Source organism: Microbulbifer hydrolyticus (assembly GCF_009931115.1).
In the GTDB taxonomy this organism is placed as follows: domain Bacteria; phylum Pseudomonadota; class Gammaproteobacteria; order Pseudomonadales; family Cellvibrionaceae; genus Microbulbifer; species Microbulbifer hydrolyticus.
Window position 1 is genome coordinate 3,659,125 of record NZ_CP047491.1, and the last position, 16,942, is coordinate 3,676,066.

Annotated in this window: 8 protein-coding genes; 1 reads left to right on the forward strand and 7 read right to left on the reverse strand. The window is 56.6% G+C overall.

Going from position 1 to position 16,942, the window contains the following annotated elements:
• Positions 1 to 250 precede the first annotated feature (250 nt).
• Entirely contained in the window at positions 251 to 1,147 is an 897-nt protein-coding gene (locus GTQ55_RS15595; protein WP_161859560.1) for a dienelactone hydrolase family protein, read from the forward strand.
• A 99-nt stretch (positions 1,148 to 1,246) separates the two neighbouring features.
• Here GTQ55_RS15595 and GTQ55_RS15600 read toward each other — a convergent pair whose 3' ends face one another.
• From GTQ55_RS15600 to GTQ55_RS15630, 7 genes are all read right to left on the reverse strand, one after another.
• Entirely contained in the window at positions 1,247 to 5,440 is a 4,194-nt protein-coding gene (locus GTQ55_RS15600) for a glycosyl hydrolase (protein WP_161859561.1), read from the reverse strand.
• Between the two features lie 110 nt (positions 5,441 to 5,550).
• Positions 5,551 to 7,611, reverse strand: coding sequence for a glycoside hydrolase family 16 protein (locus GTQ55_RS15605; protein ID WP_237567719.1), 2,061 nt, complete (start codon positions 7,609 to 7,611; stop codon positions 5,551 to 5,553).
• A complete protein-coding gene (locus tag GTQ55_RS15610) occupies positions 7,571 to 7,753 on the reverse strand; it encodes a hypothetical protein (protein WP_161859562.1) in 183 nt (60 codons plus the stop codon). The genes GTQ55_RS15605 and GTQ55_RS15610 overlap by 41 nt, the downstream gene beginning before the upstream one ends.
• A gap of 185 nt (positions 7,754 to 7,938) precedes the next feature.
• Positions 7,939 to 10,482: a glycoside hydrolase family 3 protein gene (locus GTQ55_RS15615; protein WP_161859563.1), complete on the reverse strand. Its 2,544-nt coding sequence runs from the start codon at positions 10,480 to 10,482 to the stop codon at positions 7,939 to 7,941.
• A gap of 238 nt (positions 10,483 to 10,720) precedes the next feature.
• A complete protein-coding gene (locus GTQ55_RS15620; RefSeq protein ID WP_161859564.1) occupies positions 10,721 to 12,262 on the reverse strand; it encodes a glycoside hydrolase family 16 protein in 1,542 nt (513 codons plus the stop codon).
• A 196-nt stretch (positions 12,263 to 12,458) separates the two neighbouring features.
• Positions 12,459 to 15,257, reverse strand: a complete 2,799-nt coding sequence (locus tag GTQ55_RS15625) for a di-heme oxidoredictase family protein (protein ID WP_237567720.1) — start codon at positions 15,255 to 15,257, stop codon at positions 12,459 to 12,461.
• A 168-nt stretch (positions 15,258 to 15,425) separates the two neighbouring features.
• A complete protein-coding gene (locus GTQ55_RS15630; protein WP_311736366.1) occupies positions 15,426 to 16,925 on the reverse strand; it encodes a tryptophan halogenase family protein in 1,500 nt (499 codons plus the stop codon).
• Between the last annotated feature and the right edge of the window lie 17 nt (positions 16,926 to 16,942).

Here is a 16,942-nt window from a genome sequence, read left to right on the forward strand (position 1 = left end):
CGGCAGCGCCTGCAAGCAATATTTTTAGATCATAAAACGAAAATAACGCCACAGTAACAGCAGAGCACAGAGTAACGTCTTTTTGGTGCTTAATGTGCTTTCTGCAAATTGCCCGCCCGGCCTAACCTTTCCAACAGCTCGCGGCATTCCAGCTCACATAAAAAAACCAAGAGCAAAATTTCCAAGAGCACATGGGCCAGACCGCATTCGGCCGAGAATAAATCCAAGAAATAACGAGGCTAATCCGATTATGATGAAGAGAAAACTCATAAAAACCCTACTGCCCACCCTGGGCATGATTCTGGGTGGCTTTTTTACCAGCGCAGCAGTACAGGCACAGAGCTGCCCGTCCGACGCCATTTGTCGCTACGAAGACACACCGGGAAACTATAGTGGTAATGGTCCCTACGGTTATGACAGCTACACCATGCCGTACTTCTCAACCCCCGGTGGCGCCACCGTGTATTATCCGCGCAACGCACAACCACCCTATTCCCTGTTGGTATTCACTCCCCCATATACCGGCACCCAAATCTGGTACCGGGACTGGGGTCCCTTCTTCGCCTCCCACGGTATCGTAATGGTGACCATGGATAGCCGGACCATCTATGACACGGTGGATTCACGCGCGCGTCAGCAGCAGGATGTGCTGGATGCGATGAAAGGTGAGAATACTCGTTGGGGTAGCCCTCTGCGGGGCAAGCTGGATACCAGCCGTTTTGGTGCCACCGGCTGGTCCATGGGCGGCGGTGCGACCTGGATCAGCTCCGCGGAATACAGCGGCCTGAAAACCGCCATGTCGTTCGCGGGCCACAACCTGACCGCCGTCGATTTCGACTCCAGCGGCCGCAACACCCGCATTCCGACCATCCTGTTCAACGGTGCACTGGACAACACTACCCTCGGCGGTCTTGGGCAGAGTGACGGTGTATACCGCAATATCCCCTACGGTGTACCCAAGCTGTTCTATGAGGCGTCCAATGCCGGACATTTTGTTTGGGGCGGGCCGGAAGATGCCAACCGCTTTGTGGGCGAGCTGGCACTGGCTTTCCAGAAAACCTACCTCGATGGCGACACCCGCTGGGCGCAGTTCCTCGACCGCCCACCCTATTATGTAGCCAAGTTCGAGAAAGCGTTCATTCCCTGAGGGCAGCCGATTTTCCCAACAGATCAGACCATCTGATCATCTTGTTTGATAGGCGTTTTGGGCACCGTATGGTGCCCTTTTTTTTGACCGGCAGCCCTGTCAGTAAACTTCAAAGCTCCACAGGGAATAACCGTAGGGGGTGCCGCGCTCGATTCCCAGCATGCGGACATAACGGCCGCTGGAACCAGGGTTGAGGTTCAGCTGATCCACACCGCCTCCACCATCACTGACGCTCGCCGCCGTCGTCCAGTTGCTACCATCATCGGACACCTGGATTTCATAGGCTTTGCCGTAAGCAGCTTCCCAGTTCAGTACCGCCTGACTCAGGCTGTACACCGCACCGAGATCCACCTGGAACCACTGGCTGTCGCTGAAGTCAGACGCCCAGCGGGTCGAGGTGTCACCATCGACGGCGTATTCTGCAAACCAGTAATTGCCCTCTACAGACGAGGCGCTGGCAGGCTTGTTCAGTGCCAGATCACCGCCGGGTTGCGGTTCGCAGCAAGGGGGTTCAGTGGTACCACCGTCGCTGCCATAGACTTCCAGTTCCCACAGCGAGGCCCCCCAGCCGGTAGCGCGTTCGTTGATATAGATACGCACAAACTGGCCACTGGCATTGAGGTCCGCAAGTACGTCTTCACCGCCATCGCTGTCGGTGACACTGGCAACGGTATTCCAGCTTTGACCGTCGTCAGACACCTGCACGTCATAGGCGCGGCCGTATGCCGCTTCCCACTTCAGTACCACACTGTCGATGGAAGACACGCTGCCGAGATCCACGGAGATCCATTGCGGATCGCTCCAGGCGCTGGACCAGCGTGTTCCCAACTCCCCATCCACTGCGGCGGCACCGCTCAGGTCACCGTTTTCCATGGAGGATACCGCGGTATTTTTGCCCAATGCCAGATTGGTGACAGGCTCTGGATCAACACTGACGCCACCGATATCCAGCCAGTTGAGCTGCACCGTACCGGCGAATACCAGGCGCAGTTTTTGTGCACCGTCTTTCAGATTAAGGCTAGTAGAAAGCGTATCCCAGACACCGCCGGTAGCCGGCACGGCTACAGATCCCTGGCTGACACCGTCGATCACTACCTCGATGCTGGTTGACGCTTCCGTAGCCACGCGCAATTGCAGCTCTGCATTGCCAGCCTTGCCCACCAGGTTGTACTCCACCCAGCTGTCGGCGGCCGTTTCAGTAATATCGAGGAAACCGCTGGTATCACTGGTTTTATCCACACGTACACCGCTCATGCTGCCATAGGCTTCCGCCTGAATTTTGTTCGGCAGATTGTGCACACTGGCGGCACCGTGTACCGGCATGTTCACGTAGATGTTACCGAGTTCGGTCAATACTCCGGACTGCCGGTAGTCAAACAGACCGTTGTACGGGTGGCCATTGCGGCGACCTGTGAACCAGGCATAGCGAGCTACGTCGGGATCATTTTCCAGGTAATCGACGGTCTGTATCAGCAACTTCTGCTGGTCCGCTTCGGTGGTAGTGTCTTCCCAGGCAGAAAACTCCGTGAGCCAGATGGGCCGGTTGTACTTCTTGAACAGATCCACGTACCACTCGATGGCGCCCACATCCGGCATATAGGCGTGAATGGACATGGCATCCACACGGCAGTCAGGACACGCGGCAAAGAAATCGTCGAAGTAATCGATCGGATCGTAGTAGGTGGTACCGTTCTCGGTGACACAATTGCCACAGAAATTCATCGCTACGCTGACAATATCCAGGTCAAACTCGTCGGCTATCGCCTCAAGACGGGGCCACTCGGCAGCGGTCTGGGACGGTGTCATGTTGGCCTGGTCGATGAAGTTCGGCTCATTGAAGGCGAGAATATATTTCACTTCCGGGTGCGCGGCGATGTAATCGCGCATTGCCTGATCGTCGAAGGCGCCGTTCCAGGCCATGGGTACAAATTCGACACCATAGTTCTGGTAGATATCGGCAATCTGCACGTCCGGCGTGTGACTCCAGTTGTACCACCAGGAAATTCCCTGGGACATTACCTCAAAGTCTTCTACCGAATGATGCCCGTAACCCAGCCCACGCTTACTGCTTTTCGCTGCGCCGTAATTGTCCGCGATAAAAATATTTGTCGCGGCGGCATCCGTGGCCTGCCCATCGTTAACGGTCAATACCGCGCGGTAACTGCCGTTGTCTGCATAGGTGTGGGAAACGGTTGCGCCCTCGGCAGTGATCCCGTCACCGAAATCCCAGCTGTAGGTGAGGATATCGCCGTTCACATCGGTTGACGCTGTGCCATCAAAGGTCACAGTAGTACCGGCAGGGCCGCCCATCACCGACGGCTTTACTGCAGCCACCGGCGCACGGTTGACCACTTCACCATCGGTGCCGGGATCTTGTGCCTGCTCGCCACCGGACAGATAGATATTATCGATGGAAAGGTCCATCACCTCACCAAAACCAAGCAACTGGAAAACCTGCCGCATATCGAACAGGTCCAGATCCGGTGCAATGTCGCTCATGGGAATTACGATATCGTGCCACTGGCCGTCACGGACAAAACCGTAGGGATCCGCGCCGGGTTTGAAGCTGACCCAGGCCTGGCCGATATCGTTGACATTGCCTCCCTTCAGGCCGATACGGAACTCGGTCTGATCGCTGGTTCTCATCGAGAAATGCAGCGCGGCGTTTTCGTTGTCAAATGCGGTAAGGTTGAACCCCTCGCGCGCGGTCAGACCCAGCCCAAACCAGCCTTTGCCGGTAGAGCTGAGATTCAGCGCAGAGTTACCTTCCCGTACATCACCGGTATTCAGCGTCAGGGTTTCATCCCACACATACAGATCACCGTTGACGCCGAAGCCGAAATTACCCGCGGTCATGTTCGCGCTGGTTTCGGTAAAAATACCAAAATTTCCATACTCCGGCGCTTCCAGGGCAACGCTTTCGGTGAGGTAGATATTGTCAAAGGCGATTTCAAAATCTTCCGACGGTGCAGGACCAGAAACACTGAAGAAGGTTTTGATCGTCTCCATATCCAGGCCACCAAACTGGGATAGCGGAATCGACACCTTGTGCCACTCGCCATCGCGCTCCAGACCGTACTGCTCACCACCCTCGGCGAGCAGCACACTGGCATCGCCGCCCGAGGTGCTGGCCATATTCACCTCGATATCCACATTGGAATTTACCTTGGCATCAAAGTGCAGGTATCCATGCGCGTAGTTGCGCATGTTGTAGTCTTTGTGTAACAGGCCCATGCCCCACCAATCACCCGCCGCTACGGAATAGGACAATACCGTGCTGCCCTCCGCGGGGTTGGTAGCCACGCTGGTCATGTTGTTCCAGATGTAGAGGTTGGCTTTGTCGCCCCAGTCGAATGCATCCAGCACCGGGTGAGTGTCGGTCATGATGCCGAAGTCACCGCTGTAGTAACTGTCACTCGCCACTTCAAGCTCGGTGTACTCATTCGCATACAAACGCACGTAGTCGACATACATCTTCGCGGGGAAGTCGGCGGTGATCAGTGCCGGGTCTTCAATCTCGACAAAATTCCAGCCACCTACTGCCAGGTTGAGCAGAATGTGATTGGCGTTGTCGCGGAACTCCGACAGGTTGGGATCGGTAATATCCATGGTCAACACCGGAATATCGTCCACGGAAATGGCGATCTCTTCCGGTGTCCAGTCCAGCCGGTAGGTGTGGTATTGCTCGTAGACGGTGCTTTCCAGCAGGACATCTTCTGCATGGTCGGCCTGCAGCCAGTCGCTCCAGTCACCGGATTCGTGCCACCAGTGCAATGCACTGGATACTGCATTGTTTACCGTGCCATCATCGATAGCGGATTTATAACCCGCTTCCATGATGTCGATTTCGCCAGACTGGGGCCAGCCATCGACACCGAAATTATTGCCGAGCATCCAGAACGCCGGCCAAAGGCCGTTGTCCAGTTTGGGCAGTTTGATACGGGCTTCCAGTGTGCCGTACTTAAAGCCCACTCGACCGTTTGTGTGCAACCTTGCAGAGGTGAATTCCTTTCCTTCGTAGGATTCCCGGCGCGCCTCGATTACCAGATTGCCGTCTTCCAGGTAGGTATTTTTGTGAGACGCGGTGTAGTACTGGAGTTCACCATTGCCGTTACCATCGCCACCGGTCGTGAAGGTCCAGGTTTCGCGGTTTAGCCGCTCGCTGTCGAACTCATCTGCCCAGATTGGCGCTGTTTGCGCGTTAACAGAAGAGAAAATCGCCGGTTGTGCCAACAGGCACGCAGCCGTCAGTAGCAACCGATTTTTTAACTTCGATTTTTTTGAGGTATTCATGTTAATCCCATCATGCGTTTTTTATATTTTTTACGCACTGCGACCTCTGCACACCTGACAGACTGGCATGCAGAGTTGCGGGTCGCGACCGCTGCGCTTCTATAATCTAATTAAGGAACGGCTATAAATGGCGGCTTGCCTTTATCCCAGCCGCGTTTTTTGCCACGGATTGGCAAACATTTACGCGCCCCCTTTTTCCAACGTACCGGCTTACAGACATCTCCGTCCGGCTCGCTACTGGCTCCTCCGGAAAGATAAATATTGTCAATCGAGAGGTCGCTGATTTCGCCGAAGCCAAGCAGCTGGAACAGTTGGCGCATATCCGTCATTTCCAGATCTCCGGACAGATCAGACATCGGGATAACCACATCCTGCCATTGCCCGTCGCGCACAAAACCATAGGGGTCATTGCCCGGGGCAAAGGTTACCCAGGTCTGGCCGATATTCTGTACGTTGCCGCTCTTCAGGCCGACACGAAACTCGGTCTGATCAGTGGTACGCATCGAAAAATGCAAGGCTGCCTCATGGTTATCGAAGGCACTGAGATCAAATCCTTCGCGTGCGGCAAAGCCCATTCCGAACCAGCCCTTGCCGGTCGACGAAAAATTGAGTGCTGCTTCCCCTTCCGGGGCGCTGGTAGCAGCCGTGGCCGGAGCAAGATTCAGAGTACCCTCCCAGATAAACAGGTCGCTATCCTGCCCTTCGAGAAGCGCTCCAGCTGTGGTGTTGGCCGCAGTTTCGGTATAGATTCCAAAATTGCCATTTTGCGGCGCCGGTAGCGGCGTACTTTCCGTGAGATAAATATTGTCCACGGCAATTTCAAACGCCGATGCTGGGGCCGGGCCAGAAATCGCAAACAGGGTCTGTACGGTTTCCATATCCACACCGCCGAATTTCGACAGCGGAATCGTCACATGATGCCAGCCGCCATCGCGCACCAGACCGTACTGGTCGCCGCCGTTGGCAAGCACTACGGTGCCCTGACCACCAGCGGTGCTCATCATGTGGACCTCGATATTTACGTCACTGTCGACACGCATATCAAACTGCAAGGTACCGTGCTTGTAATTGTGCAGGTTGTAATCCGGATGCAGCAGGCCCATGCCCCACCAGTTACCCGGTTGTACGGTGAAGCCCAGTGCTTCGCTGCCCTCAAACGGCACCGGAGAACTGTCCTGCATATTGCTCCATACATAGAGATTGGTGTTGTCTTCCCAGTTCAGGGTATTTTCGACCGGGTGGGTTTCGGTAAGAACTCCGAAATCACCACTGATATAGTCTTCAGCGGCAACCTCGAGCTCGGTATGCTCATTGGCATACAGGCGCACGTAGTCCACATACATTTTTGCCGGGAAGTCCGCAGTGATCTGTGCGGGGTCGGTAATCTCTACAAAATTCCAGCCGCCCACTGCGAGGTTAAGCAGAATATGCATGGGGTTGTCGCGGAACTCCGACAGTGCCGGGTCGCTAGTGTCCATGGTGAGAACCCTGGTGTCGTCCACGGAGATGATAATTTCCTCCGGGGTCCAATCGAGTCGGTAGGTGTGGTAGTCCGTGTAGAGAGGGTCGGCGAGTACCACATGCTGGGAATGGGACGCCTGCAGCCAATCGCTCCAGGTGCCGGTTTCATGCCACCAGTGCACCGCGCCGGAAACCGCGTTGTTCACGCTGCCGTCTTCCATGGCTGATTTGAAGCCCGCCTCTAGGATGTCGATCTCACCGGACTTCGGCCAACCATCTACGCCATAGTTGTCACCCAGCATCCAGAACGCCGGCCACAGGCCATTGTCCAGTTTTGGCAGCTTGATACGGGCTTCCAGCGTGCCGAATTTGAAACCAAAACGGCCATTGGTGTGCAGGCGCGCCGAGGTGAACGGCTTGCCTTCATAATTTTCCCGGCGCGCCTCGATTACCAGGTTACCGTCTTCGATATAGGCGTTGTTCTGGGATGCGGTATAGAACTGCATTTCACCGTTGCCGAAACCACTGCCACCGGTGTTGTAGGTCCATACGCTGCGGTCTATCTGCTCGCCATCAAATTCATCCGACCAGACCGGTTCTGTCTGTGCGAACGCCGTGGCGGAAATCATCGGCTGCAGCGCCAGGCAGAGTGCACCCAGCCACCCGCGTTTACAGCAGGATAAACTGGTAGTTTTCGTGCTCTTTTCCATTGAATGTTCTCCCATCGTACTTCGGTTGCATCATTGACCGGACAGGAAGGTACAGCTCGGCTCGATCCTTGTCGGAGACTTTCTTCAGGGCGCAGAAAGCCATTGCGGAGATACTGGGGTCCTCCACAATGCCTGCAAACAACGCAGGTTTTCTTTTGCCTTTTGGGGTACTTCTATCTGCTGGGTACTGCCAGATAGCTATTTGATAGCTATTTAATAGTTACTTGACAGTTACTTTGTCGTTACCGGTTATCCGGCGTTTATTATTTTTTGACGTTCATGCTTGTCAGGATCCCGGCCTCCAAGGGCCGGGATACGTTTGGCTGATCAACCGCAGTGAATGTCGGTTTCTGCCTGGGACGCGATACGGATATCGTGAATGGTCAGGTCCAGCTTGCCGGCGGTGCGCACGTAAAAAGGAGACAGCACCATATCCATTTTTGTGCCACCTGCGGCCAGGCATTGCAGATCAACGGTGACCGTCTTCCACTCGCCCGGTGCCGCACCCTTCAGCACGTCGGTAATGGACTGCTCTGCACCGCAGTCCTGACCGCAGTACATGCCCAGGCTGACGGCGTCGCTGGGCGCTGCGTCGACCTTCACATCAAAAATCAGTGCACCCTGGTTGCCCAGATATACGGACAGGTCGGTACGACTGTTGGCAAAGAAGCCGGCCACTGCATTGCCTTCACCACTCCACTGCAGGCGACGACTGTCTTCCTGTACCTTGCGGTCAACGGATTGCACGCTGATGCCCTGCAATTTGGCAACACTGCTGGTAATTTCCGACTGATTATTCCCGGCGTCGGTCACCTGGAAGCTCCATGGATCCAGAGCGCGACCGTTGAAGACCGCCAGCGCTTCGTTGCCATCGGATGCTTTCAGGCCGCTTTCTTCGGAGAGTGCAGCGATCTGTACCGGATTCTCGTAGTCCAGACCATAGCCATAGTTGAACTGCGCCAGCTCCTCGTTCTCCCCGGGGTTGCGCAGGGTGGGCTGGGCGTCGTTCGGCCAGGAGAACGTCAGCTGGCCCTTGAAGTCATAATTCACTTCACCGTCGGCCTTGCGGAAGATCACGTCCGCCACACCGCCACCTTCGGTACCCGGCTGCCAGATCACGGCAAAGGCATCGGAGGCGTTGATTTCAGGGTTGGTCCACAGTGGGCGCCCGGTAATGAACAGGGAAACCACCGGAATACCCTGCTCCTGCAGGCGCTGCATCAGCGCCAGATCGCTTTCGCCCGGGTAATCCAGGTTGGACACATCGCCCTGCATTTCTGCGTAGGGGTCTTCACCGAACACCACAATGGCCACGTCCGGCTTCTGCTCGAAGCTACCGTCTGCAGACAGTTCCGCGGTGCCACCGGCAGATTCCACGGCTTCCGCGATACCACCGTAGACGGAGGTGCCACCGGGGAAATCGCTGTTCTGGTTGCCAGTACCCTGCCAGGTGATGCTCCAGCCACCGGACTGTTTACCGATATTGTCGGCACCGTCGCCGGCGACCAGTACGCGCTGATCGCGCGCCAGTGGCAGCAGGTTGTCGTTGTTTTTCAGCAGCACCAGGGACTCGCGCACCGCCTGACGGGCAATGGCGCGGTGCTCGGGGGCACCGATCAGGGATTCGTCACCGGCGTTGGCGCGTTCCGACGGCAAGCCCGCCTCGAACAGGCCGGAGCGCATTTTTACCCGCAGGATACGGCGCACGGCGTCGTCGAGACGCTCGGCAGAAATCTCACCGCTCTTCGCCTGAGCCACGGTATTCGCGTACAGTTGTTTCCAGCTCGGGTCCGGCGCCATAAACATATCCAGACCGGCATTGATCGCCTGCGGGCAGCTGTCGGTGCTGCAGCCATTAACGAACTGATGGCCGGCCCAGTCACCCACCACAAAACCGTCGAAGCCCAGGCGGCCTTTCAGCACATCGGTCATCAGGTATTTGTGGCCGTGCATCTTCTCGCCGTTCCAGCTGCTGAAGGAGGCCATCACCGACTGAACACCGGCTTCGATTGCAGAGAAGTAGCCCTGAGCGTGGATCGCAACCAGCTCTTCTTCGCTCATCACCGCATCGCCGCGGTCGATGCCGTTCTTGGTACCGCCGTCGGCAAGCCAGTGCTTGGCGGTGCCGATGACGTGTTTGCCGTGCAGCAGCTCTTCGCTGTCGGCGCTGCCCTGCAGGCCTTCCACCAGCTTGCCGGCGTAGTTGTACACAACCTGCGGGTCTTCGGCATAGGATTCGTAGGTGCGGCCCCAGCGGTCATCGCGCACGACCGCGAGGGTCGGCGCGAAGATCCAGTCGATACCGGTTGCGCGCACTTCCGCTGCCGTGGCGGCGCCGATCTGGCGCATCAACTCGGGATTCTGGGTAGCGCCGAGGGCAATGTTGTGGGGGAACAGGGTCGCGCCGATCACATTGTTGTGACCGTGCACGGCGTCGGTACCCCAGATCATGGGAATACCGACTCCACCGTCACTGGTGTCGACGGAGGCCTTGTAGTATTCGTCTGCCAGCGCGACCCAGTCGTCTACGGTCGCGTGCTTGTTGTCGTAGGGGAAGGCACCGCCACCATTCAGGATGGAGCCGATGTTGTATTCCTTCACCTCTTCGGGGGTGGCGGTACGGATTTCCACCTGCACCATCTGACCGACCTTTTCTTCGACGGTCATCCTGGCGAGGAGCTCGTCAATGCGCGCTTCGATCGCTGGATCTTTTTTGATCGGGCTGGCCAGCTGCGGCCAGGTATCGTTAACGCTGGCAGCGCTGGTGTCTTCCGTTTTCGGCGCGGTGGTCATTTCCTGTTTACCGCAGCCGGCGAGTCCGCCGCCAGCTATCAGACCGGAGATGACCCCCAGTAAAATTCGCTTTCTCATCACCGCAACACTCCCATCATTTTCTGACCCGATTATTCTTCTGAATCTTCTTGTGACTTTCTTTCGCCGGCTGGTCGACTTTGTCAGATGACAGTCCCGCGTAGACCCGGCTTTTCCAGTGTTCTTTTTACGGGTTGCCCTGAAAAGGGTCGTCCCACTTTGAATTCCCGAGGCAAAATGGTGCAGACCACCTTGCAAAACGGCCCGGAATACCAAAATGGGACGGTGTCGGGACCAGTTATTTGGTGAGTTTTATGTTATCCACCTGCAGAACCGCACCCATCTGATTGTCCCAACCGGGGGAGATGACGAAGGGGGTGTTTACACTGGCGGTGTTGAGCCCTCCCTGTTCCAGCTCCAGCATTGGGATCTGAAAATGGGTCCACTGATCCACCGCGGGCATGTCCAGCGGATAATCTCCGGATGAACACGGGTGAACGCAGTCGGCGCGAAACGTCAGCGATGCGGAACCAGCATCCGCCGGTTCCGCCAGAACCCGCAGGTCAAATTCGATGAAGCTGTAGCCACTCAGGTCGTAGGTGGCTTCGGACTGAAAAAAACCAATACCCTGATCGGTGTTGTAGGTGATCTGGCCCACGTCTGCGTAATCGCCACCACCATCGGCCACTTCGAAATCGACCGTACCGAATGCGGTCCAGGTGTACCACTGGTAAGGCGCCTTGGCCGCGCCATCGAACACGAGCAGCTCATCACCATCATTGTCCGGAGCCTGTGGCGGTGTGATACCGGGATTACTCACAAATTCACCGTCGGTACTGGCACACCCCTTACCGGTGTCGAAATCTTCCGTGCACTGGTAAACCCGCACATAGTCGACCTGGTATTCCTGCGGGAAGGCGCTCTCGTCGATACCGGTATCATTGACATTGGACGGCCAGTCACCACCCACCGCCAGATTGAGTATCAGGTGGAAGGTTTGGTCAAATGGCGCATTGGCATTGTCCAGTGCGGCGGTGGTGTACCAGCCATCGGCCTTCTGGGTGGCATAGTGGTCACCATCCACATACCAGCGGATTTCGCCCTCTTCCCATTCCACCGCGTAGGTGTGGAAATCGTCTGCGGGGTTGAGACCGCCGGGAATCTGGTAGGCCTCGCCGGTGTATACGTTGGACGGCCAGGAGTCGCCATAATGCAGGGTGCCGTGGATATGGTCCTCGCCACCAACCTTCAGGTTGACGGCTTCGAGAATGTCGATTTCACCGGACAGCGGCCAGCCGCCGTAGACCCACTCGGTGGGCAGCATCCAGAATGCCGGCCATGAACCCTGACCAAAAGGCAGCTTCGCGCGCATTTCGAAGCGCCCGTATTTCCAGTCGCCGAGGTTTTTGGTGCGCAGGCGTGCAGAGGTATAGGAACCACTCCCGGACGTATCTGCGGGATCGTATTCAGGGTCATCATCCACCCGATTGGGGCCGGTGGCATCTTCGCGGATCGCCTTGATATGCAAAATATCGTCGGCAACCCAGGAATTTTCCGGCGCGTCCGTATAGCACTGTGCCTCGTTGTTGCCACCACCGGTACAGTTTTTTTCGTGGGACCATTTTCCGGCGTCGATCGTGTCACCGGAAAACTCGTCTTGCCAAACCAGGCAGTAGCCGGAAGCCACGGGGTCCTCCAGACATTGCTCGGGGCGAGTATCCACCACCGGTGGGTCGACCGGTTCCTCATTGTCATCATTGCCGTTGGCGCCACCCCCGCCGCATGCGGTGGCCGCCATGGCCAGTGCAAGGGTTGTGGTGCGGAACAGAAATCTGGACATCGCTGTCTCCTTTTTGTGTGGTTATTGTTTTTTCTGCGGTCTGTTATCGAGAGCCCGCTTATATGACGATTGTTCGCAGCAAAAGTCGCCCCACATTCGGTAAAAAACCAATATGGGCCGTGCCTTTTAAAAATATGGGGGATTAAAAAAGGGCGCGGTTTTTCCGCGCCCTCTACTCGAATGAAAACAACAAGAATTACAGCGAATTCAGGAAGTTCAAAACGTCCTGCTTTTGCGTCGCAGACAATGCCTGATAGCCATTGTTTGATGACTGCGCCTCACCGCCGTGCCACCGGATCGCCTCTTCGATAGTGCGCGCACGGCCATCGTGCAGATAGCTGTGTTCCGGCGTGCAAACTTCGTTGCCCTGTCCACCGATAGGGTTTTCCACTCCGCCGGTCACGCAGGCAGAGAGCCCAAGCCCCCACAGCGGTGCGGTACGCCATTCGGCTCCGCTGGCTTCGCCTTCACCGAGATTGTCAGCCAGCCCCGGCCCCATATCGTGCAGCAACAGGTCGGTATAGGGATGGATGGTCTGACTGCGCAATTCCGCGAAGGGATGATTTGCGCTGGTTTGCTGGTTTGGCGTATGGCAGCCAGCACAACCGACAGAGGTAAATAATTGCTCACCATTCAGTACCGAAGGATCATCGTAGTTTCGCTGCGGCCGCACACCCAGTAGGGCAACATATTTGGTGAGGTCCTGGAGGTGTGCATCCGCCAGCTCGGCACCCGCAGATCCGCAGTCTGTCTGACTGCTACCGCAATCGGGCTGCGGGAATACGGATGTCATTACCCCCATATCGGTATTGAATGCTCGTGCAAGTTGCTGGCGGATACTAGCTGCGCCGGCCTTCCAGCCGAATCGACCCAGGCGGGTTTCGCCAGTCTCCGGGTCCACTACGCGATTGAGTCGCCCCGAGATACCGTCGCCATTACTATCGGAGGGATCTGCCTTCGCGACGATGTCACTCTCGGCAATCGCTTCGAGCAGGCCCATGCCCACCAGGTTCGGCGCGATACGCGCAGAAAAACGTGCAGGCGTGACCCCAGTAAACGCGTAATTGGGTGAACGCAAACCGTTCTGTTCACTCCAGAAAGCAATTGAAACGGAGCCCTCACTCGCTGCGCCGTCGCGCGCTTGGGGTTGCAGGGCGCTGCCTAGATAGGGGTCGGGGTTGCCGTTAGCATCTGCGACTTTAAACGTCCACTTTTCCAGTGGCTCGCCAACAGGCGCAGGCGCAGCGCGGCCATTGCGCTCGTGACAACTGGCACAACTATCATTGATGTAATGCGGGCCCGCGAGACCGACCATATCCTGCAGTGGAGGGTTTTCCAGTGGCTTTTCATCGTGCAAACCATCCACGGCGGAGGTGTGCAGCACGCGACGTCCGCGCATAAATGGCTGAGCATTGTCGTAGCCCATATTTGTTGCCATCTGCATAAAGTGGTTATCTGTCTCTCCGGAAGTTGAAGCATGGATACTTGTATTACCGCCCAACCAGGCTCGCTCCGGAATTTTGAAGGAATCCTTGATGCCACCGAACGGCGTGGCACCACCCACATCCCAGGACACCAGACCTTCACCAACGATGTAGAGGAAAGTGGTACCGTAATAATTTGCCCGGCCGTTGGGCACGCTGGCATCCAGGAACTGGCTGATTTCAAACTCCAGCTTGTCACCCACCTGTATCGGCCGGTTTTGCCGGCAGTTGAAGCTGCGCTCCTTGAAATAGTTGTACTGATCGACAACCTGCATCACGCCGTTATCGCAGTATTCCGCCACCGTACCCACACCGCGATAGAACCAGCGATTCTCCGCCTCCGTATCACTCAGCTTGAATTGGGTGCGCACATTCATCCGCACGGTGTTTCCGCCTTTGGCGACCTCATCAATAATTTCGATGGAAGCGGTACGGTCTTCCCAGTAAAAGCTGAGGTAATGATCGTAGGCCTGGAAGTGATCTTCCTTGGCATGGCGATCCCGCGCGCGATCTGAAAATCGGGTAACCAGCGCGTTGCCGGTTTCAAACTGGATCGCCGGTTCAAGCGGCGTACTGCTGTTATAGAGCGGGACAATATTGCCCAGGTTCCCGCCCGATGAGCCGCCAGACGAGGAACTGCCGGACGAGGAACTGCTGGAAGACGAACCGCCAGACGAGCTTCCCGAGCCGCCACCAGACGACGAAGAGGACGATGAAGAAGAAGAGGAAGAGCTGCCGCCCTGCCCGGAAAATGTAAACTGAGTGGCAGGCAGGTTTTCCCCAACACCACCGGTGATCTTGGTGTAGTAAATGGAAATCACATCACCCGCAGACAGGTTGGGAATATTGTGAGTCCACAGGTTGCCATTCTGCTGCATGCGCACATTCTGCTGACCACCGCCATTCACCGAGTAATGGGCATCAACAATATCGCCCCCGGTCACACGGGCCTGTGCCGTGCTCCCGTCCAGCTCCACCACGCAGCCGTTGTCGCAAGTTACCGGTGAGCCATAAATGCCCAGCTCCCAGATGGAGTAGCCCCAGTAATTGCCGGCGCTGCGAGTGATTCCGTGAATGCGCACATGGCGATAGGCGCCGCTGACCGGCACCGTATCGGTGCGGTGACCGAACTGACCGCCGGTCTGGGTCGACAGGGTGGTCCACTGGCTGCCATCGTTGGAGCCGCGAATTTCATAGGTCTCCGCGTTTGCCGCCTCCCAGAAAATTTCCACCTGATTCAGGTTGTAGGGCTGGCCGAGATCCACGCTCAACCAGGAGGGATCCGTCTGTGCGGCCGAGGCCCAGCGGGTGCCGTTGTCACCGTCGACGGCATTACTTGCGGCGAGATCCGCCGTACTCGCAGTGACCGAGGCACCGGTCGCAAGATTATTTTGTTGAGCCTGGCTTGGCGGAGAAAAGGTTGCGGCACCGAACATCAACAATGCCGAACTGGTGATCAGGGAAAACACGGGCGCAAGAAGGCCGTTCCGCCCTCTGTGGCGTATACGCATATCGAACCTCGCTTCTTCATTATTTTTGATTATCAGAGTGCGAGCGCTGTAGCTCTTATCTCAGTTCATCGCGAGGCTGAAGGTAGTTTTTTTGGTGCGACTGCGTCGTCCCACTTTGCGGTATTCCCAAATATGGTGCGAATAAGGCGCCAGCGAACGCCGATTCCGTCACATCTGGTCGATTTTCGTTTTGCAGTAGTGCGCGATAAATTCCATATGATGCGGCCAACTGTCTACCGTTGCGCGAACCTGGCTGCGGATGCCGGAAAGAAAACGCGCCAACTCTTCGTCACTCATCATATCCACAATGGGATGATACGACTGCGGCATCAGCCCCTGCCCCAGCAGAACCTGTAACCACGAGCTTTCACCGAACAGCTCTGTGCCATTTTGGTAAACACGACCACCCTGCTCGAACATTTCCATACGGTGGCTGAGCGAGTCAGGAATATCCATACCGCGGCAGTACCTCCAGAATTCCGTATCCTGGCGATCGGTGAGTTTGTAGTGCAGCACAACAAAGTCCCGAACATTTTCCGTCTCTTCCCGGATCAATCGGTTGAACTCATCCACATCCGCCTGCACAAAACCTTGCGCCGGGAACAATGTCATCAGGCGCACAATACTGCGCTGGATCAAGTGAATACTGGTGGATTCCAGCGGCTCGATAAAACCGGAAGAAAGGCCGATGGCCACGCAGTTTTTATTCCAGTGCTGGCGGCGGGTACCGGTGCGGAACGGAATCACCCGCGGTTCGTTGAGCGGCTCCCCCTCGACATTATCCAGCAATTGCTGCCGCGCCTGCTCTTCATCCATGTAGTGACTGCAGTACACCAGTCCGTTACCGGTACGCGTCTGCAACGGAATACGCCACTGCCAACCGGATTCCCGCGCAATGGAGCGGGTGTAGGGCACCGGGTTTTCGCCCTTGCCAGTCTGAACCGCAATGGCGCGATCGCAGGGCAACCAGTGGCCCCAGTCGTCAAAACCGGTGTGCAGTGCACCGTCGATCAGCAGGCCGCGGAAACCGGTGCAATCGATAAACAGGTCGCCCTCTAGCACCTCGCCACTGTCCAATTGCAGCGCCCGGATATACCCGCTGTCCCGGTCCAGTTGCACCTTGTCAATCTTGCCTTCGATGCGCGTAGCACCGTGTTTCTCAGCAAGCCCTCGCAGAAATTTGGCATACAGGGCGGCATCAAAATGATAGGCGTGCGTGCGCTCACTGCGCGGGGAAACCGCAAAGCGCCCAAGCCGTGCACCCAGGTGCTCTTTGGTGTAATCGCCAATGGGGAAATCAATACCCTGCTGCAAGCCCTTCACCCAGAAGTGGCTGAAATTGCACGCCCAGCAGTCTTTGCCCGCCGCGCCGAAGGAGTGAATGTATTCCTCTCCCACGTCTTTCCAGTTTTCGAAGGCGATACCCAGCTTGAAGGTGGCGTTGGTGGCCGCCATCAACTCGCGCTCGTCGATGCCCAATAGCTGGTGGAACAGGTGCAGGGTGGGAATAGTGGCCTCGCCGACACCCACGGTGCCAATGGCCTCGGACTCCACCAGTTTAATATCCAGGTTCTTGCCCAGCAGCTTGGACAGCGCTGCGGCTGTCATCCAACCGGCGGTACCACCCCCGGCAATGACGACTTTGCGAATTCTTTTATCGGCGCTCACTTCAATCTCTCTCGGTG